13 protein-coding genes and 1 tRNA gene are annotated in these 20,276 nt (G+C 64.9%); 11 read left to right on the top strand and 3 right to left on the bottom strand.

Translation table 11 applies throughout. The features are described from left to right. Positions 1 to 73: 73 nt before the first annotated feature. From lexA to MRBLST15_RS05460, 6 genes are all read left to right on the top strand, one after another. On the top strand, positions 74 to 709 hold the full coding sequence (lexA, locus tag MRBLST15_RS05485; RefSeq protein ID WP_089240271.1) for a transcriptional repressor LexA: 636 nt from the start codon (positions 74 to 76) through the stop codon (positions 707 to 709). 201 nt (positions 710 to 910) lie between these two features. Then, positions 911 to 1,948, top strand: a complete 1,038-nt coding sequence (gene recA, locus MRBLST15_RS05480) for a recombinase RecA (RefSeq protein WP_025878921.1) — start codon at positions 911 to 913, stop codon at positions 1,946 to 1,948. A gap of 109 nt (positions 1,949 to 2,057) precedes the next feature. Beyond that, positions 2,058 to 2,549, top strand: coding sequence for a recombination regulator RecX (gene recX / locus MRBLST15_RS05475; protein WP_265952285.1), 492 nt, complete (start codon positions 2,058 to 2,060; stop codon positions 2,547 to 2,549). Between the two features lie 105 nt (positions 2,550 to 2,654). Beyond that, positions 2,655 to 5,303, top strand: coding sequence for an alanine--tRNA ligase (gene alaS, locus MRBLST15_RS05470; protein ID WP_367785429.1), 2,649 nt, complete (start codon positions 2,655 to 2,657; stop codon positions 5,301 to 5,303). A gap of 148 nt (positions 5,304 to 5,451) precedes the next feature. Next, the gene (gene csrA / locus MRBLST15_RS05465; RefSeq protein WP_025878924.1) at positions 5,452 to 5,655 is read left to right on the top strand and encodes a carbon storage regulator CsrA; all 204 of its coding nucleotides are present in this window, start codon (positions 5,452 to 5,454) and stop codon (positions 5,653 to 5,655) included. Between the two features lie 78 nt (positions 5,656 to 5,733). Continuing rightward, a tRNA-Ser gene (locus MRBLST15_RS05460) sits at positions 5,734 to 5,826 on the top strand. Positions 5,827 to 5,883: 57 nt separating this feature from the next. Here the strand turns inward: MRBLST15_RS05460 and MRBLST15_RS05455 are convergent. Then, positions 5,884 to 8,214 (bottom strand): TonB-dependent receptor, encoded by a 2,331-nt coding sequence (locus tag MRBLST15_RS05455; protein ID WP_367785428.1) that lies wholly within the window; start codon positions 8,212 to 8,214, stop codon positions 5,884 to 5,886. A 178-nt stretch (positions 8,215 to 8,392) separates the two neighbouring features. Between MRBLST15_RS05455 and MRBLST15_RS05450 the strand changes: the two genes are divergently transcribed. Beyond that, positions 8,393 to 8,875: a LuxR family transcriptional regulator gene (locus MRBLST15_RS05450; RefSeq protein WP_367785427.1), complete on the top strand. Its 483-nt coding sequence runs from the start codon at positions 8,393 to 8,395 to the stop codon at positions 8,873 to 8,875. Positions 8,876 to 8,932: 57 nt separating this feature from the next. Here the strand turns inward: MRBLST15_RS05450 and aceE are convergent, their stop codons facing one another. Continuing rightward, entirely contained in the window at positions 8,933 to 11,605 is a 2,673-nt protein-coding gene (gene aceE / locus MRBLST15_RS05445; protein ID WP_367785426.1) for a pyruvate dehydrogenase (acetyl-transferring), homodimeric type, read from the bottom strand. A 271-nt stretch (positions 11,606 to 11,876) separates the two neighbouring features. On the opposite strand from aceE, the gene MRBLST15_RS05440 reads away from it, so the two are divergent. The 4 genes from MRBLST15_RS05440 to MRBLST15_RS05425 all read left to right on the top strand — a co-directional run bounded on the left by MRBLST15_RS05440 (position 11,877) and on the right by MRBLST15_RS05425 (position 18,108). Further along, positions 11,877 to 12,392, top strand: a complete 516-nt coding sequence (locus MRBLST15_RS05440; RefSeq protein ID WP_367785425.1) for an RNA polymerase sigma factor — start codon at positions 11,877 to 11,879, stop codon at positions 12,390 to 12,392. Continuing rightward, complete coding sequence (locus MRBLST15_RS05435) at positions 12,389 to 13,426, top strand: FecR family protein (RefSeq protein ID WP_367785424.1); 1,038 nt, start codon at positions 12,389 to 12,391, stop codon at positions 13,424 to 13,426. Before MRBLST15_RS05440 ends, MRBLST15_RS05435 begins: the two co-directional genes overlap by 4 nt. Before the next feature lie 141 nt (positions 13,427 to 13,567). Then, complete coding sequence (locus tag MRBLST15_RS05430) at positions 13,568 to 16,501, top strand: TonB-dependent receptor (RefSeq protein ID WP_367785423.1); 2,934 nt, start codon at positions 13,568 to 13,570, stop codon at positions 16,499 to 16,501. 11 nt (positions 16,502 to 16,512) lie between these two features. Next, positions 16,513 to 18,108 carry an alkaline phosphatase D family protein gene (locus MRBLST15_RS05425; RefSeq protein WP_367785422.1) on the top strand — a complete coding sequence of 532 codons (1,596 nt, stop codon included), beginning with the start codon at positions 16,513 to 16,515 and terminating at the stop codon, positions 18,106 to 18,108. A 55-nt stretch (positions 18,109 to 18,163) separates the two neighbouring features. On the opposite strand, the gene MRBLST15_RS05420 is transcribed toward MRBLST15_RS05425, so the two are convergent. Then, entirely contained in the window at positions 18,164 to 20,272 is a 2,109-nt protein-coding gene (locus MRBLST15_RS05420) for a phosphocholine-specific phospholipase C (protein WP_367785421.1), read from the bottom strand. Positions 20,273 to 20,276 lie beyond the last annotated feature (4 nt).

Below are 20,276 nucleotides of genomic sequence, written 5' to 3'. Positions count from 1 at the left end.
CGCTGACCGGCTGCTTTCACCTTGTCGGCCCCGGCACTTGCAGTCCCGGGAGTTAGTAGTAATACTACTAACCATGGACCTGACCGACACCCAGCAGGCGATCCTGCAGTTGATCGCCGAGCGTATCGAGAGCGAAGGGGCACCCCCTTCGCAGACTGAAATCGCACGTGCCTTCGGCTTCAAGGGGGTGCGAGCAGCGCAGTACCACCTGGAGGCGCTGGAGCAGGCCGGGGCGATCCGCCGCGTACCGGGCCAGGCACGCGGCATCCGCTTGGTGCAGGCACCACCGGTGGAGAAGGTTGCCGAGCCGGGCCTGCCCGACAGCGTCCTGCGCCTGCCGATCCTGGGACGGGTCGCGGCGGGTCTGCCGATCGGCGCCGACATCGGCTCGGATGATTTCGTGGTGCTGGACCGGGTGTTCTTCTCGCCGGCGCCGGACTACCTGCTGAAGGTGCAGGGCGACTCGATGATCGACGAAGGCATCTTCGATGGCGACCTGATCGGTGTGCACCGCACCCGTGACGCCCATTCGGGGCAGATCGTGGTGGCCCGCATCGATGACGAGATCACCGTCAAGCTGTTGAAGATCGCCAAGGACCGGATCCGGTTGCTGCCGCGCAATCCCGATTACAAACCGATCGACGTGCTTCCTGACCAGGATTTCTCGATCGAGGGCCTGTACTGCGGGCTGCTGCGACCGAACCGTTGACGATTCACCCTGCAATTCCCGCGGTCTTTTGTGGCGATTCTCTGGTTCTGCTGAGGTTGGTACGGATGTCCGATAATTTTTTTCCGAACGCCGGGCAGAATCTCAGCCTGTGCGATACGCCAGCCTTAAAGTGAACCCATGGCCAAGAAGACTTCCAAAGACAGCACCTCCAACGACGTGACCTCTGCAAGGACCAATCCGATGGACGAGAACAAGAAGCGCGCCCTCGCTGCAGCTCTGGGCCAGATCGAAAAGCAGTTCGGCAAGGGCTCGGTGATGCGCATGGGCGACCGTGTGGTCGAGCCCGTCGAGGCGATTCCGACCGGTTCTCTGATGCTGGATATCGCATTGGGCATTGGTGGCCTGCCCAAGGGCCGCGTGGTGGAAATCTACGGACCGGAATCCTCCGGCAAGACCACCTTGACCCTGCAGGCCATCGCCGAGTGCCAGAAGCTGGGCGGTACGGCGGCCTTCATCGATGCCGAACACGCACTGGACCCGATCTACGCTGGCAAGCTGGGTGTCAACGTCGACGATCTGCTGCTGTCGCAGCCGGATACCGGTGAGCAGGCGCTTGAAATCGCCGACATGCTGGTCCGCTCCGGCTCGGTGGACATCCTGGTGGTCGACTCGGTCGCCGCGTTGACCCCGAAGGCCGAAATCGAAGGCGAGATGGGCGACCAGCTGCCGGGCCTGCAGGCTCGCCTGATGAGCCAGGCGCTGCGCAAGCTGACCGGCAACATCAAGCGTTCGAACACCCTGGTGGTGTTCATCAACCAGTTGCGCATGAAGATCGGTGTGATGATGCCGGGCCAGAGTCCGGAAGTGACCACCGGCGGTAACGCGCTGAAGTTCTATGCCTCGGTCCGCCTGGACATCCGCCGTATCGGTGCGATCAAGAAGGGCGACGAGATCATCGGCAACCAGACCAAGATCAAGGTCGTCAAGAACAAGCTGGCGCCGCCGTTCAAGCAGGTCATCACCGAGATCCTGTATGGCGAAGGCATCAGCCGCGAAGGCGAACTGATCGATATGGGCGTGGAGGCCAAGCTGGTCGAGAAGGCCGGTGCCTGGTACAGCTACGGTGAAGAGCGCATTGGCCAGGGCAAGGACAACGCTCGTGGCTATCTGCGCGACAACCCGCAGGTTGCCGCGAAGCTCGAGGCCGAGCTGCGCGAAAAGTTCCAGCCGACCGAAGCCGTCCGTGAGGAAGGCGAAGACGAAGGCGACGACGAGTAAGGCTTGCTGTGGGGCAGGGCGGCGCCGTCAGTGACGTCGCCCTGTCCTGCAGATTCGGTTTCCCCGACGGGGGACGCGCCAGGGACGGCGCATTTGATTGAAGGCGAGCATGAACGATTCCGACGCCCCGGAACCCGGCCGCAAGCGCCGTGTACGCGAACAGACCCCCGTCCAGCGTGCCCTGGGGTTGCTGGTACGGCGGGAGCATTCGCGCAAGGAGTTGACCCGCAAGCTGACCTCCCGGGGTATCGAGGGCGAGGCGGCGCAGGCCGCGGTCGACAAGCTGACCGAGGCTGGCTGGCAGGACGACACCCGGTTTGCCGAAAATCTGGTGCGCATGCGCGCCAATACCGGCTACGGCCCCATCCATGTGCGTGCCGAACTGGGCACCCATGGACTGGACAGCGAGCAGATCGCTGCCGCCATGGAGACCTTTGAAGGCGACTGGACGGAGAACGCCCGGGATCTGGTCCGTCGCCGCTTCGGTGAGGCTGGCCCGCAGGACCTCGCACAGCGTCGCAAGGCAGCCGATCTGCTGGCTCGCCGGGGCTTTGAGGGCGACAGCATCCGCCGTGCGACCCGTTACGATCCGGACGACTGAGACTGATGGCGCCGGGCCTGATACCCTTTGGGGTTTCGGCGGTCCGTTCGACCCTGGCCACTGCGGCCGGCGGCACGGGCCCCGGCCCGCAGACTGCCAGCCCCCATGAACGCATCCGCCAAATTCACGACATCCCAGATCCGCAGCGACTTCCTTGAGTTCTTCAAGGGCAAAGGCCACACCATCGTGCCGTCGGCGCCGCTGGTGCCGGGCAACGATCCGACCCTGCTGTTCACCAACTCCGGCATGGTGCAGTTCAAGGACGTGTTCCTGGGCGCGGAAAAGCGCAGCTACGTGCGCGCGGCCGACGTCCAGCGCTGCCTTCGCGCCGGTGGCAAGCACAACGATCTCGACCAGGTGGGCTACACCGCCCGCCATCACACCTTCTTCGAAATGCTGGGCAACTGGTCCTTCGGCGATTACTTCAAGAAGGATGCGATCGCCTGGGCCTGGGAGCTGCTGACCCAGGTCTGGAAGCTGCCCGCCGAGCGCCTGCTGGTCACGGTCTACCAGACCGACGACGAGGCCTACGCGCTGTGGCGCGACATGATCGGCATTCCGGAAGAGCGCATCGTGCGCATCGGCGACAACAAGGGTGCGCCGTTCGCCTCGGACAACTTCTGGCAGATGGCCGATACCGGTCCGTGCGGTCCGTGCACCGAGATCTTCTACGACCATGGCGACCATATCGCCGGTGGCCCGCCGGGCTCGCCGGACGAGGATGGCGACCGCTTCATCGAGATCTGGAACCTGGTGTTCATGCAGTTCGATCGCCAGCAGGACGGCACGCTGATGCCGCTGCCGGCGCCGTGCGTGGATACCGGCATGGGTCTGGAACGCCTGGCGGCGATCCTGCAGCACGTGCATACCAACTATGAGATCGACCTGTTCCAGGCGCTGATCCGCAAGGCATCGGAGTTGACCGGCACCGCCGATCTGGAGAACAAGTCGCTGCGGGTGATCGCCGACCACATCCGCGCCTGTTCGTTCCTGATCGTCGATGGCGTGCTGCCGTCCAACGAAGGCCGCGGCTACGTGCTGCGCCGGATCATCCGCCGCGCACTGCGGCACGGCTGGATGCTGGGCGTGCGCCAGCCGTTCTTCAGCAAGCTGGTGCCGACCCTGGTCGAGCAGATGGGCGAGGCCTACCCGGAACTGCCGGCGCAGGCCGATACCGTCGTGCGTGCACTGCAGGCCGAAGAAGAGCGTTTCGCCGAAACCCTCGACTCGGGCATGAAGATCTTCGACGACGTTGCGGCCAAGGTCAGCAATGGTGTGATCCCGGGTGTGGACGCCTTCCGCCTGTACGACACCTACGGCTTCCCGCTCGACCTGACCCAGGACATCGCCCGCGAGCGCGACCTGACCGTTGACATCGACGGCTTCAACGCCGCGATGGAAACGCAGCGCGAGACTGCGCGTGCGGCTGGCAAGTTCGGTGGTGGCGTGACCCTGTCGGCCGACCTGGTCGCCACGCTCAAGCCGACCGTCTTCCTCGGCTATGACCGCCTGCAGGCCGACGGCCTCAACGTGGTCGCGATCCTCAAGGATGGCCGCCCGGTGGACGCTGCCCAGGCCGGTGACCAGGTCATCGTGCTGACCAGCCAGACCCCGTTCTACGCCGAGTCCGGCGGCCAGGTCGGCGACACCGGCACCTTGTCCGGCGCCGGCGTGCAGATGCAGGTGAGTGACACCCAGAAGTTCGCGGGCCAGTTCCATGGCCACGTCGGCAAGCTCACCCAGGGCAGCCTGAAGATCGGTGATGTGCTGTCCGGCCAGGTCGATGGCGAGCGCCGTGGCGCCACCATCCTCAACCACTCGGCCACCCACCTGCTGCATGCTGCCCTGCGCGAAGTGCTGGGCACCCACGTGCAGCAGAAGGGCTCGCTGGTGGCGCCGGACCGCCTGCGCTTCGACTTCTCGCATTTCCAGCCGATCAGCGCCGAGGAACTGGCGATCATCGAGCGCAAGGTCAACCAGCAGGTGCGCGCCAACAACGCCGCCGAAGTGCACAACATGGGCATGCAGGAAGCGCTGGACTTCGGCGCGATGGCCCTGTTCGGCGAGAAGTACGGCGAGAACGTACGTGTGCTGAAGATGGGTGACTACTCCACCGAGCTGTGCGGTGGTACCCACGTCAACCGGACCGGTGACATCGGTCTGTTCAAGATCACCTCCGAGGGCGGCGTATCGGCCGGCGTGCGTCGTATCGAGGCCGTCACCGGCCAGGGCGCGCTGGACTACGTGGATGCCGAGGAGGCGCGCCTGGCCGAGGCCGCGGAACTGCTGGGTGGCAGCGCTGCCGATGTGGTCGAAAAGATCCGTGCGCTGGGCCTGCGCCAGAAGCAGCTGGAGCGCGAACTGGAGGCTGTGAAGGCCAAGGTCGCCGCCGGCGCCACGGCTGATCTGTCCGGGCAGGCCGTCGAGGTCGCCGGTGTGAAGGTGCTGGCCGTCCGCCTGGAAGGCTTCGATGCCAAGGCCCTGCGCGATGCCATGGACCGCCTGAAGCAGCAACTGGGCGATGCGGTGATCGTGCTGGCCGGTGCCCAGGACGGCAAGGCAGCCCTGGTCGCGGGCGTGAACGGCAGTGCAATGGGCAAGGTCAAGGCCGGGGAACTGTTGTCCCATATCGCCGGTCAGATCGGGGGCAAGGGCGGCGGACGCCCGGACCTCGCCCAGGGTGGTGGCGAGGACGGGCCCGCCCTTGCCACCGCGCTGTCTGCGGTCGTCGAATGGGTCAGCCCCCGCCTGTGATGAACCCTTGCCGTCCCCCTCCTTGTAGGAGCGGGACGGCTGACGGTACCATTGCGAATCTTTTCCCTTTGTCGTGGGCGCGCTTCTTGACGGAGCGTCAAGCCGGTGGGGGATACCCTTCCACACGGTTCCATGGAGACTTAAAAAAATGTTGATCCTGACTCGCCGCGTCGGCGAAACCCTGATGATCGGTGACTCGGTGAGCGTCACCGTGCTTGGCGTCAAGGGTAACCAGGTGCGTATCGGCATCACCGCGCCGAAGGACGTCGCTGTGCATCGCGAAGAGATCTACCAGCGCATCCAGCGTGGTGACGAAGCCGGCAGCACCGGTGGTGAAAATTCTGCGGAATAACGCTTTACCTTCGCGCGTGATTAACGTTATGATTCACGCCCCGCTGAGGTGCAACGCACCAGACGCGGAGAAAACCCCGGAGCGATGCCCGAGTGGCTGAAGGGGCTCCCCTGCTAAGGGAGTATAGGGTCAAAAGCTCTATCGAGGGTTCGAATCCCTCTCGCTCCGCCAGATACAAAGAAGCGCCTGCAGATCCTCGATCTGCAGGCGTTTTTCTTTTCCGCTCGCTTAAAGCCTTACGGTCACGCCGACCTGGAACCCGCGACCGGGCAGCGGTGCGATGTACTTCAACGGCGAGTTGTGTGGACGCGCGTCGTCATCCAGAAGGTTGCTGCCATTGACGAACACCTCCATCCCCGCGATGTAGGCATTGCGCACCGGTAGTTCGCGGCTGACCTGCAGATCGACCAAGTTGAATGCGTCCAGCGGAATCTCTTCGCTGACGTTGCGGCCCAGGTACTTCTGCTTGTCGTAGTAGGTGCTGGACAGTTGTACCTTCCAGCCGTCGCGCTGCCATTGCAGGTTGGCACCGTAGCGGTTGGTCGGCATGTTCGGCAGGTACTCGCCGTCGTTGTGCGCGCGCAGCGTGTCCGGACGATCGGCCTGGTTCCTGACCAGATCGGCAAAGGCGGACAGATTCAATTTCCCGTAGCCGCCAAGGTCGAGCGCCTGCGAGGCATCGATCTCGAATCCCTTCACCGTGGTGTCGGTCTGCTTCCAGTACTTCAGCGGCAGGCGGTTGGCCATCTGCATGCCGGAGTGGCCCTGGTAGAGGTAGTTCTCGTACTTCATCCGGTAGGCGGTGGCCGACAGCGCGAAGCCACCGAGGTGGAACAGTCCGGTCAGCTCCAGGTTCTTCGCGCGTTCCGGCTGCAGGTTCTGATTGCCTTCTTCCTGGGTCATCACCGAGTAATGCGCGTTGCTGGCATACAGCTCGTTGATCTCCGGTGCGCGCTGCGAAGACGAATAGCGCACCTTGGCGGCGAACAGCGGGCCGAGTTCGACATACGAACCCAGGCTGTAACTGTTGAGGCGATAGGAGCGGTCCTGCAGCGTGGTGTTGGCAGCATTGCGTGAGGTCTTGAAGCGGCTGGGCTGCAGGTCATGGTCCACGCGTTCATGGCGGACGCCGGCATCGAAGGACGCCCAGCCGACGTCGAGGGTTTCCTTCAGGAACACGGCGTTGCTGCGGGTTTCCACATCAGGCAGGTAGCGCAGCGCGCCGCTGCCGGTAACGTCGCGCGCCTGATGGCTCAGGCCCAGCACGCCACTGAGTGGCCCGACAGGTTGATGCGCAAGCAGCAGTTCGGCCTGGGTGCTCTGGAAGTCGTAGTCGTTGGCCCTGGTCGAGCCCAGGCGCTCGCCCGAGGTGTTGTCCAGTGTTGAAACCCGCAGTTCGGCACGTTCGACGTACGGCAGCGGGTCCCGCAGCAGTGCTTCCAGGGCGTAGCGCTGCTGTTTGATCACCACGCCTACCGGCACGCTGTCGGCAGGGTTCGCGCCGAAGGACAGGTTCTGCATCGAGAAGCCCGGCACACCGTATTCGCTGTCCTTGGCATCGATGCTGACGCCGACGTAACCGCGATCGAAGAACCAGGTCGAGCCGAGTGCCACCTGCGAACTGCGTGAGTAGCTGTTACCCAGCCGATGGTGGTAATCGGGGGTTACATCGTTGTTGATCTGCTTCTGTACGTACGACGGCGTGCCGGCGACATAGGCCGGATTGACCGGATTGATGTAGGTGCGGCGCTGCCAGACCGAGGTCGGACTGTTGGTGTAGAAGGAAAAATCACCATCGGCCCAATCGGGGTTCTCGGTCATGAACTGGTCGATGTACGGTTGCGAGGCCTTGTTGTAGAGCTGCTGGACGCGCGCTTCCTTCTGGCAGCTGTCGGCCAGCGCCGAATTGACACCGCCGGTGGCCGGGAACAGGCGCGTGTTGCAGACGCTCGCCTTGCTGTTGCCGGGAATGTCGTAGTACGAGATGCGTTGCCGCGAGACCTGCAGGTTCGTCGACACATTGCGCTGGTTGTTGAAGTTCATGCGGAAGCCCTGCGCATCGGCCGCGTTGAAACCTTTTCGCAGGACAAGCTCCATCGACTGGTCCTTGTCCTCCATCGCGCGCGAGATCAGGCCGGAGTCGATGTCGACGCTACCGCCGATCGCGTTGCCGCCGTAGCGGACGGTATCGGAGGATTTGTTGACGGTGACGCTGCGCACGAACAGCGGATCGAAAGGAATGTTGATGTCGCCGCTGAAGGCGTTCATGCCGAGGATGGACTGGCCGTCTTCCAGGATCTGCACGCGGTTGCCGCTGAGGCTGCGGATGACCGGTGCGCCGGCGTTGGGCCCGAAGGCGCTGTTCTGCACGCCGGAGACATGTTCAAGCATGCCGCCGAGGGTGCGGTTCTGGGCCTGCGAGGCTTCGACAGTGACGATGCTGTCGGTCCGGGAAGGCTTGCTTGCCTCGACCTGGACGGCGGGCAGGGTGGGGTCGTCGCTGGCATGGGCGTTGTGGACGACGAACAGGATGGCTGCAGCAAGCAGGTGACGACGCATGACACACTCCGTGAAAAGAATGTGAAATGTTATAACGTAACTATTCAGCGTCACAAGACGGAGGGGAGCGGGGGCATCGGCCAGCGCTTGCACGACCGGACGTTGGCGCGCAGCATCCGCTTTTGCGGGTACCCCACAACGCGCCTGCAGCACCTCCCTCACTCGAAAGGAGCCTCGCATGAAGCTGTTGTCCGCCGCGTTGCTGTCCGTGGCCCTGCTGCAGGCGATGCCTGCCCTGGCTGAAAGCTCGAAGTCCTCGCCGCTGCTCGGCCGCTGGTCGCTGGATATCGCCACGTCCGCACTGCCTGAAGCACAGCGTCCGCAACAGGTCGTGCTGGAATTCAAGGACGCCGGTGCGGGCAGGTGGAGCTCGCACGTGGACATCGTCCTGCAAGATGGCAAGACGATGAAATCCGACGGCACGCTGTCCTTGGATGGCACGCCCGCGGCGTTGATCGGCAGCTACGGCGCCAACCAGGCGACGCTGAAACTGCCGGCGCCGAACACGCTGGTGATGCAGCTGGTCGATCACGGTGCGCCGGCGTCCACCCGTGTGTATACGGTGGCCGCCGACCGCTCAACGATGACCGAAACCAAGGCGTTCTTCGGTCATGACGGCACGCCGATCCTGCAGACCAACCTGTTCAAGCGCTTGCCGTAGCGGTGTGATGCAACGACACCCGCAGAAACCTGCTCTGCGGATGCCGTTGTTGCGCTGTCATGCGGCGGCGGGGTCGCGCTTGCCGGTATCGATCCCGTACCGGTCGATCGCCTGCTGCAGCAGGCTCCGTTCGACATGCCCGTCATCGGCCAGGGCCTTCAGTGCCGCCAGTGCGATGAAGTGGCGATCGACCTCGAAGAACGTCCGCAGCGATTCGCGTGTATCCGAGCGGCCGAAACCATCGGTGCCGAGTGCGATGAAGCGACGATCGTTGATGAAGGGACGGATCTGGTCGCCGACGATCTTCATGTAGTCGGTTGCCACCACCACAGGGCCGGCATGGTCCTGCAGGCACTGCTGGACGTAGGATATGCGCGGCTCGTCAGCCGGGTGCAGCAGATTCCAGCGCTCGACGGCCAGGCCGTCGCGGCGCAGTTCGGTCAGGCTGGTGGCGCTCCAGACGTCGCTGCTGATACCGAAATCCTGCTGCAGAAGATCGGCAGCGGCCAGCACCTCGCGCAGGATCGAGCCACTGCCCATCAACTGCACGCGAGGCTGTGCAATGGTGTCGGCAGCGGCGGGGCGCAGCAGATACAGGCCCTTCAGGATGCCGGCTTCGGCGCCGTCGGGCAGGGCCGGGTGCGGGTAGTTCTCGTTGAGCAGGGTGATGTAGTAGTAGATGTCTTCCTGCTCCACATACATGCGGCGCAGGCCGTCGTGGATGATCACCGCCAGCTCGAAATTGTAGGTCGGGTCATAGGACACGCAGCTGGGAATCACCGAAGACAGCACGTGGCTGTGGCCATCGTCGTGCTGCAGGCCTTCGCCCATCAGCGTGGTGCGGCCCGAGGTGGCGCCAAGCAGGAAGCCACGGGTGCGCGCGTCGGCCGCTGCCCAGGCCAGGTCGCCGACGCGCTGCAGGCCGAACATCGAATAGAAGATGTAGAACGGAATCGTGGCGAGGCCGTGGTTGGCATACGCGGTACCGGCGGCGATCCACGAACAGATCGCGCCGGATTCGTTGATGCCTTCCTGCAGGATCTGGCCATCCTTGGCTTCTTTGTAATAGCTCAGCTGGCCTGCATCCTGCGGCGTGTACAGCTGGCCGAGGTAAGAGTGGATGCCGATCTGGCGAAACAGGCCTTCCATGCCGAAGGTGCGCGATTCATCGGGCACGATCGGGATCACCAGCCTGCCCAGCTCGGGGTCCTTGAGCAGGGTGGTGAGGATGCGCACGAAACCCATGGTGGTGGACTGGCCGCGATCACCACTGCCCTGCAGCTGGGCGTTGAACGTGGACAGCGCTGGCAGCGGTAGCGGATCGACCTGTGCCAGTCGTGCCGGCAGCTGGCCACCCTGCGCCTGGCGACGCTGCGCGAAGTAGATCGCCTCCGGGCTGCCCGGTTGCGGGCGCAGGTACGGCATTTCTTCCAGCTGTTCATCGCTGACCGGCAGATCGAAGCGGTCGCGGAACGCGCGAACCGCATCGGTGCTCATCTTCTTCAACTGGTGATTGATGTTCTGGCCTTCGCCTGCTTCGCCCATGCCGAAGCCCTTGACCGTCTTGGCCAGCACCACCGTGGGCCTGCCCGTGGTGTTCACTGCCTGCCGGTAGGCGGCGTACACCTTCTGCGGATCGTGGCCGCCACGTGCCAGCGCCCAGATCTCGTCGTCGCTCATGTGCGCGACCAGCGCCAGCAGTTCCGGGTAGCGCCCGAAGAAGTGTTCGCGTACATAGGCGCCGCTCTGCGACTTGAAGGTCTGGTAGTCGCCATCCACGCACTCCATCATGCGCTGGCGCAGCAGCCCGCCGTGATCGCGTGCCAGCAGCTCGTCCCAGCCACCGCCCCAGATCACCTTGATCACGTTCCAGCCGGCGGCACGGAAGGTGCCTTCCAGTTCCTGTATCACTTTGGCGTTGCCGCGCACTGGTCCGTCCAGGCGCTGCAGGTTGCAGTTGACCACGAATACCAGGTTGTCCAGTCGCTCGCGCCCGGCCAGCGAAATGGCCGCCAGCGATTCGGGCTGGTCCATTTCACCATCACCGAGGAAGGCCCAGACCTTGCGGCCCTGGTGCTGCTTCAGCCCGCGGTATTCCAGATAGCGCATGTAACGGGCCTGATAGGCCGCGGTCAGCGGGCCCAGCCCCATCGATACGGTGGGGAACTGCCAGAACTCCGGCATCAATCGCGGGTGCGGGTACGATGACAAGCCCTCGCGCCCAGCCTCGCGGCGGAAGTTGTCCATGCGCTCGGCACTGATGCGGCCTTCCACGAACGCACGGCCATAGATGCCCGGCGCGGAATGGCCCTGGATGTAGATCATGTCGCCGTCGAAGGTGTCGGTGCGGCCACGGAAGAAGTGATCGAAGCCCACGTCATACATGACCGCGGCGGATTGGTAGGTGGCGATGTGGCCGCCGACATTGGAATGCTTGCCGGCGCGCAGCACCATCACCATGGCGTTCCAGCGGATCATCGCGTTCAACCGACGCTCGATGGCCAGGTCGCCCGGGTAGGCGGGCTGGCGCTCGGGTGGAATCGTGTTGGTGTAAGCGGTCCATGCGCGGGTATGCAGGTCGCCATGCTGCTGCACGTCGAGGTCATCGAGCTGGTCCAGCAGATAGTGCGCGCGCGGCCTGCCGCCGGCCTGGATCACCGCGTGCAGGGACTCGCGCCATTCGCGGGTTTCCTGCGGATCGGTGTCGAGAGGGAAGTGTGCCTGGTTCATGCTGCGTCTCCAGAGAGCGCCGGCCGGCATCTGCGCGACACCGCCGGCAGGGCGACAGCTCTGGAGCGGAGTCGCGCCGGCAGGGCCGTGGCGCGGGGGCGGCCTTGATGGCTGCCGGGGAGACAAGCGTAGGCGGCGCATGGGTTGGCCGGTAGACAGGTGAGGGTTGGGTCTGCGCGAACCTGCGCTTTGCCCGGCGGCGCTGCAATGCGGCTGTCATCGTCGGTGTGCACCCTGCTGGGTTTTCCAGCCTCGGGGTGGTTGGTCGGTTGTGAACAGCGTCAGGATCTGGGAGAAGAGCTACGCCTTGCGGCGCCGCCTGCTGCGTGGCTTCTTCCTTCGGCGTGGTTCACAGGCTGCCGATGCCGAGGATCTGGCGCAGGAGGTCTACCTGCGCCTGCTGCGCAGCACAGGCGGAGACGCCGCGGCGATCGAGAACCCTGAAGCCTATCTGTTCGCGGTGGCAGCCAACCTGGCCCGTGAGCAGGCACGCACGCGCTCCGGCCTGCCGCAGATCGAGGACGTCGACCTGCTGGCCGAGGTACTTCGCAGCGAGGAGGACATCGAAGCTGATTTCGAGCGGGCGCAGCGCTGGAGTGGGATCCGTGGCGCCATCGCGCAACTGCCACCCACGACGCGGCGGGTGATGGAACTGCACTACCGCGAAGGGCTGGATTGCCAACAGGTGGGGGCGCAGCTGGACGTGTCGGTGCACATGGTGCGCAAGCACATCGGCAAGGGGCTTGAAGCCTGCAGGAAGGCGCTGGGCGCCGGGAAGGACGGATGAACCAGCAGGAGCCTGCAGCGATGGATGACGAGGTGGCCGAACAGGCTGCGCACTGGTTCCTGTGCAACCGAGAGGGTGACCTGAGCGCTGCGCAGCGCGCCGGGTTCATGGCGTGGATGAAGGGCTCGCCCGAGCACGTGCGCGCATACCTGCACGCCCTGCATCTACACCGGCAGGTGGGCGCGGCGATGTCGGTGCACCCGCAGGAACAGGCAAGCAGGACAGTGCTGCCGATGCTGCCGGCAACGGCGAAAGTGGTGCCGTTGTTTGCCGCGCCCGTGCCCGCGCCGCGCGCCGTGGTTGCAACACGAACGCGCCGGCCGCTCTGGAGGCGGGTGGCTGCGGTGGCGTGCGGACTGTTGCTGGTGGCCGGTCTGCTGCCGTGGCTGATGCCGCGCGAACAGATGCTGGTCGCTGGGCACGGGCAACTGCGTGAGGTGCTGCTGGCTGACCAGACGCAGGTGCGGCTGAATGCAGACAGCCGTCTGCGGGTGAAGATTGGCTGGTTCAGCCGCCGCGTCGAACTGCTGCAGGGCGAGGCCACATTTGATATCGCAGCGGATCGCCGGCCCTTCCAGGTACGGGTCGGTGATCTGCAGATCCGTGACATCGGCACCGTGTTCGATGTGTCGCGCCGGTTGCAGAGCACGCGTATCGGCGTGGTATCCGGGGAGGTGGAGGTCTGGACCGCCGGTGATGGGCAACGCCGGCTGGCGCAGCTGCCCGCCGGGCGGGTGGTGCAGGTCGATCATCTCAGCCATGCGGTGCAGCCGCTGGAAATACCGATGTCCATGCTGCTGGACTGGCAGCAGCGCCGGGTGTCGTTCCGTGATGAGCGGCTGGACGAGGTGGTTGCTGCGTTCAACCGGCACAACCAGGTGCAGGTACGGGTGACCGATGACGTGGCGCGGGCGGCGCGCCTGTCGGGCAGCCTGGAGGCGCACCGGGTCGCAGCACTGCAGGCATTCCTGCAGCGGGACGCGCGCTTCGTCATCCGTCGCGAACAGGACACGGTATGGGTCTCCAGCCGCTGATCCCGGTTGGGCGATGTGCTGTCAGAAAAAATTCATCGAATCGGCGTTCTCCACTTCCGCCGATGCCGGCTCTTACTTGGGAGAAGCCGCTGTCGAATGCCGACGCGGCAGCAGCAATCCTCTCTCCTGCAAGGAACCGTGATGCGCAAGAAGCTCTATCTGTCGGTGGTACTGGCCTTGTCTCCCTGTCTGGGCGCACATGCGCAGGCGGCGTCGTCCAACGGGCTTGAGACCAAGGTCACTGCAGCGATCGCCGCGCAGCCATTGAGCCAGGCACTGGAGCAGCTGTCACGCAGCTCCGGCGTGCAGTTCCTGTACGCCGGCGCGGGCAATGCACCCATGGCGGGCGCGGTACCGCGGGGGGCCACCGTCAAGCAGGCGCTGGACACGCTGCTGGCCGGCACCGGCCTGCGCTACACGGTGCTGGATGGCAACGTGATCGCCATCGATGCGGCACCGGCACAGCGGGAGAACAGGCCGGCCGCACCGGCACCGCAGCAGCCGCAAGCCGTGGTCGCTCCGACCCTGGGAACGATCAAGGTGATCGCCGCCCATGAGGTGATCGATCAGAAGAAAACCTCGCCGGTGATCAAGGATTCGGTGATCTACGATGAGATGGACAGCTACGGCGATGAGACGTTGGCCGAGAGCCTGATGGCCGCGCCCGGGCTGAGTGCGGTGGAAGATGCGGGAGAGCCGCGCTATGTGACCGTCCGCGGTGTGCAGGCCAATCTCAACTACACGACCATCGACGGCATCGCGATCGCAAGCGTGGGCGGCAGTGGCTCCGGCGAGCGCATGAACAACCTTCAGCTGATTCCCAGCGACATCGGCACCCGCACGGACATCTACAAGAGTTTCAGCGCCGAGCAGGCGCCGGATGCCATTGGTGGTGTGATCGACATCATCAGCCGCAGTGCCTTTGACCGCTCCGGCAAGTATGTGTTCGCCGACGTGGCCGGCATCTATTCCACGGCCGAGACCAACGTGGGGCGCAGCGCGGGTGGTGACCACAAGACCCTGGGACACTTCGGCAAGAGCGCCAAAGCGGTGTTCTCCAATCAGTTCGGTGCCGATGATCAGTTCGGCATCGTCGCTGTCGCGCGCTATGAACAGCGTTCGCGCAACAGCGTCAAGCGCTGGGTCGAATCGAACTATTACTACAACGATGCCGGCAAGTACCTCACCGATGGCACCACCGGCCCGGACGAGGCGAAAGGCTGGAACGGCCTGCGCGCGCCGGGCAACTTCAGCACCGGCACCTACACCAACTACATCACCAACTTCGGTGGTTCGGCCAAGCTGGAATGGAAACCGTCGGACGATCCGTTCTATGCCTCGCTGCTGCTGTACTCGTACCGGTTCTACGAGAACTCGACGATGAACAAGACCGATCTGTATGGCAACGCCAAGTTCCCGATACGCAACCAGACCGAGGACGGCGGCACCACCCAGATCAACAGCATCTACATCAAGAACCGCCATGACCGCTGGGACCGCAGCAACCGCGGTGCGATCGCCAGCTTCAACTGGGATATCGGCGACCTTTCGCGGCTGACCCTGCGCGCCGGCCACACCGAAGAGACCTTCCACAACACCCAGGTCTACTGGGGCGTACGCGCGTACCCGAGCAACCTGTTCGTCGACTATGCCAACGACAGCCATGGCTTTCCGAACGCGGTGGGCGTCTCGGACTCCAGCCTGCTGACCAGCTCGGCGTTCAAGCTCAATCCCGCGCAGGCCTACATCTCGCCGCGCGACGCCAAGGAGAGCATCGACAACCTGCGTGCCGACTTCAGCTACAACATCGATGCCGATGCGCGCGGCTTCGGTCTCGCTGCTGGTGCCGAGTATCGCCACCTGAAGATCTGGCAGGACATCGATTTCGACTACTACAAGACCAGCGCGACCCTGAACGACTATCTGTATCCCGGTTCGACGCTGCTTGGCAGCGTCCCCGGCTTCCCGCTGATCGACAACCGCAAGTGGCATGACGAGCTGTACCCGAAGCTGGGCAACAACGATGCGGCCTACCCGAATGCGGATTTCACCAGCGACTACAAGTACGTGGAAGACGTCGCCAACGCCTACGTGTCGGCGCATTACGCCTGGGACCGGCTGCTGCTGATCGGCGGCCTGCGCTATGACCACACCTCCTTCGATGCGTTCAGCCCGTTCAGTGATGATGGCGGTACCACCTACACCTCGGCATTCCGCAAGAGCAGCGGCGGCTACAACAACCTGCTGCCGTCATTGAATGCGACCTTCAAGCTGAGCGAGAACCAGCGTCTGCGTTTTTCCGCCAGCCGCACGCTGGGCCGGCCGACACCCAGCAACATCGCCCAGGCCACCAGCACCAGCTGTGGCGATGACGAGCTGGGTGGAGGCTTCTGCACCATCAAGCAGGGCAATGCCTCGCTGAAGCCGCGCCGCTCGACCAATCTCGACCTGGCGTGGGACCTGTACTTCAACGGCAACAATGGCCTGGTGTCGGTCGCGTTGTTCGACAAGGTGATCAAGGACGACATCTATACCCTGACCACGTTCGAGAACATCGGCGACGTCCGCTATCGCGTCACGCAGCCGATGAACACCGATGAGTCCACGCTGCGCGGTGTCGAGTTCGCGGTGGCAAACCGCAATCTGCAGTGGGGCCGCCAGCGCTTCGACATGTACCTCAATGCCACCCGACTGGACGGGCAGACCAACTACCGCATCAGTGATGGCAGCGAGCGCCGGCTGGACCGCCTGCTGTACCAGCCGGACTGGTCGGTGAACGGCTCGGTGATCTGGCGCATGCCGTGGAAGAGCTCGCAGCTGCGCGTGTCCGGTACCTACCGCAGCCGCATGCTGGTCGACTTCGGCGATACCCAGTGGCTGGACTCGTACTACGACCCGTACATGACCTTCAACCTGGCCTTCAGCCACAAGGTCAGCAAGCACGTGACGCTGAAGTACGAGGCGAAGAACCTGTTCAATACCCAGCCGACCTACAGCACCGGTCCGAACGGGCGCTTCCGCACCGAGATCGATGACTACGGTCGCTTCTTCTACTTCCACATCATCTACAACTGAGGGCGGCCGTCTTGGATACGATCAATCGCAGGCGCTTCCTTGCCCTGTCGGGACTTTCCGCGCTGGGTGCGTGGGCCGGGACTGCCCGCGCGCTGGCTGCGCAGAGCGATGCGGCAGCACTGAATCCGCGCAATCTGCTGGCCTCGCCGCGCTTTGCCAGTACGCCCTTCACCCTCGGCGTGGCGTCGGGTGATCCGTCGGCCGATGGCATGGTGCTGTGGACGCGGCTGGCCACCGCGCCCCTGGTGTTCGGTGGCGGCATGCCTACCCGGCCGATGGTGGTGGGATGGCAGGTGGCCGCGGACGAGACCATGCGCACCGTGGTGCGGCAGGGAACCTCGCTGGCCCACCCCGAACTTGGCCATGCGCTGCACGTGGAACTGGACGGTCTGCTGCCTGGGCGGCCGTACTGGTACCGCTTCACCGTGGGAGGCCATGCCAGTGCGATCGGACGCACCCACACCCTGCCTGCCGCGAACGCGCCGATCAAGCGCGTGCGCTTCGTGGTGGCCGGTTGCCAGCATTACGAGGAGGGCCACTACACGGCCTGGCGGCACATTGCCGAGGAACCACTCGATTTCGTGTTCCATTACGGCGACTACATCTACGAGGGCGAAAGCCAGATCGGCGTGCGCAGGATGAACGGTCAGCCGTTCACCAACCTGCGCAACCATGTCGGCCCGCAGACCTACACCCTCGACGACTATCGCCGCCGCTACGCGCAGTACAAGACCGATACGGACCTGCAGGCGGCGCACGCTGCGTCACCGTGGTTCATGACGTTCGACGACCATGAAGTGGACAACAACTGGGCGGGTGCCGAAGACCAGGACGGTACGCCCAGCGAACTGTTCCTGCTGCGCCGCGCACAGGCGTTCCAGGCGTACTACGAGAACATGCCGTTGCGCGCTTCGTCGTTCCCGCGCGATGGTCATATGCAGATGTTCCGTCGCGCACGCTACGGCACGCTGCTGGACCTGCACCTGCTCGATACCCGCCAGTACCGCAGCAAGCAGGTGGACATGGCACAGCGCGGACAGGTGGAATCTGCCGAGCGCAGCATTGTTGGTGCGAAGCAGGAGCAATGGCTGTTCGATGGCCTGGCCGATGCCGCGCCGCGTTGGCACGCGATCGCGCACCAGGTCTCACTGGGCAATTACATGCGCGAGAAGGACGGCGTGGTGCAGTCTTCCGATGACCAGTGGTCCGGCTATCTGTCCAGCCGCCGGCGCCTGCTTGATCACATACAGAAGGTGGGCTTCGGCAACGTGGTGACCGCCTGTGGCGATGCGCACCGTCACTATGCCAGCGATCTGGTGCAGGACAACACCGATTCCGGGGTGATCTCCAGCGAGTTCCTGGCGACCTCGATCAGCTCGGGCGCCGACGGGCAGGGCGTGGATGCGTATGCAGAGAATCAGCTGCGGCACAGCCCCCACCTGAAGGCGACGACGGACAAGCGCGGTTACGTGCTGTGTGATGTCACCCGCGATACCTGGATCGGTGACATGAAGACCCTTGATACGGTCATGCGGCCGAACGGCACGCTGCAGAGCTGGAAGCGCTATGCAGTGGAGCACGGCCGGCCGGGGTTGCAGGAGGCCTGAGCCGACTGTCCTGCCCTGTAGAGCCGGGCAGGCGCCCGGCTCTACAGAAGAACGTTCAGCCGTGTTCGAAGCGCAACGGTGCGGTGCCCATGGCAGGGTCGCTCGTACCAGGGCGGCCATCTTCGGCACGACCGGCCAGGCGTTGCTCGACGCCCTCCGAATGCACGATCAGGTCGTACCAGCCTGCGGTCGGTGTCGGGTCCCAGGCCAGTACGGTTTCCGCGCCTGCCACCAGCTGCAGTTCCTGTGCGGGCATGTGGCCCGCGTAGGCGCCGCCCTGCACCTGGACCTTCCGAGCTGAAGGCGAAGGATTGCGCAGCACCAGCCGCAGCTGGCCGTCCGCGCGTTCCACCTGTGCATGCAGCGGCGCAAGCATGCCGGCGCCGCGATAGTGGCGATGGAATCCATTCGGCCCCAGCAGCCAGAGGTCGTAACGACCCTGTGCATCCAGCGGCCAGCGATCCTGCAACGGGCTACCGGGTACCACGGTGTAGCGGCGCGGCACGGCGTCCAGGCGCAGGCGGTCGTAGACATGCAGTACGGCCGTGGCGCCATCACTGGCCAGCTGCAGGGTGATGCCGTCGCCATCCACCGACGTGGCCTGCACCTGCGGTCGATAGGGCAGCGCCCGCGCAGGACGCACGCCCGGCTCCTGGCGGGCCGGATGCAGGCCATCGGGCAACGCAGGCACGGTGCGGCCGGGCAGGGCGGCAGCGCGCGCGGCGACGGCGGTGACATCCGGCAGCGCCTTGACGAAGGGGCGCGTGTCGCGCTGGGCGAAGTCGAAGGCGTTGCTGAGATCACCGCAGACCGCACGCCGCCACGGTGAGATGTCCGGCGCGGCCACGCCGAAGCGTCGCTCGATCAGACGCAGCACCGAAGTGTGGTCGTACACCTGCGAGTCGACCCAGCCGCCACGGCTCCACGGTGAAATCACATACAACGGGACGCGCGGGCCGAGACCATAGGGACGACCGCGCAGCCCGGCGGCATCGTATTTCCCGTCGCCCGGTGCCGGGTTGCGGTGGTATTCGCCCTCGGTGCTGACCGCCGACGCACCGGCCCAGCCATCGCCAAGCGGGGAGGGCGGTGCTGGTGGCGGCACATGGTCGAAGAAGCCATCGTTCTCATCGAACATCAACAGCAGGGCGGTGCGGCTCCACACCTCCGGGTCGGCGGTCAGTGCATCCAGCAGGCGTGCGGTGTAGGCGGCGCCCTGCGCGGGGCTGGACGGCCCCGGGTGCTCGCTGCCGGCCGCATCGGCGATGATGAAACTGACCTGCGGCAGGCGGCCGCTGACCGCGTCCTCGCGCAGCTGCGCCAGGCCACGTGTACTGACGCCGCGTGCACGCAGCTCCGGGTCATGCCCCGGGTCGCCGCGGTGCGCCTGGCGGAAGGCCTCGAACCCGGCCAGCGGGTTGTCGGTGAAGTTGTCGGCCATGTCCTGGTAGATCTGCCAGGACACGCCGGCCTGCTGCAGTCGCTCGACATAGCTGGTCCAGCGGTACGAGTCCGGATGGCCGCCCTGCTCGGGGAAATTGTCGTGCGAGTTGGCGATCACCGGGCCGCCTGCGCGGGCCTGGGCATCGTTGTGGCCGGTCCACAGGAACACGCGGTTCGGGTTGGTACCGGCCTGCATCGCGCAGTGGTAGGCATCGCAGAGGGTGAACGCATCGGCCAGGGCGAACTGGAACGGCATGTCGCTGCGCTGGAAGTAGCCCATCGAATGGTTCTGCTTGGCCTTGGGCCAGTGCGCCATGCGTCCGTGGTCCCACGCCTGCTGTGCGTCAGGCCAGGTGTGGGGCGTACCCTCCACCCGCATGTAGCCGAAGTGCGCAGCGGTATCCAACGGGAAAGGAGCGATCGCGCGCTGGCCGCTGGCATCGGGCTGCAGCCACAGGCTGCGTGGGCGGTCGCTGCCAGGCAGGGGCGACGCTGGGGCCACGAAGCGGTCGCCGAAACCACGTACGCCCGGCAGGGTGCCGAAGTAGTGGTCGAACGAACGGTTCTCCTGCATGAACACCACGATGTGCTGCAGGTCCTGCAGGCTGCGCGTGCGCGAAGCAGGGGCGATCGCTGCTGCCCGGGCGATGCTGGGCAGCAGCGGCGAGAGGCCGGCGGCGACGCCGGCCTGCAACAGTCGGCGTCGGCCGGTATCGGTCACAGGG

The sequence above is a fragment of the Stenotrophomonas sp. LST15-1-1.1 genome (assembly GCF_040815575.1).
Classification (GTDB): Bacteria; Pseudomonadota; Gammaproteobacteria; order Xanthomonadales; family Xanthomonadaceae; genus Stenotrophomonas; species Stenotrophomonas lactitubi_B.
This window is presented reverse-complemented; position numbering and strand designations above follow the sequence as displayed.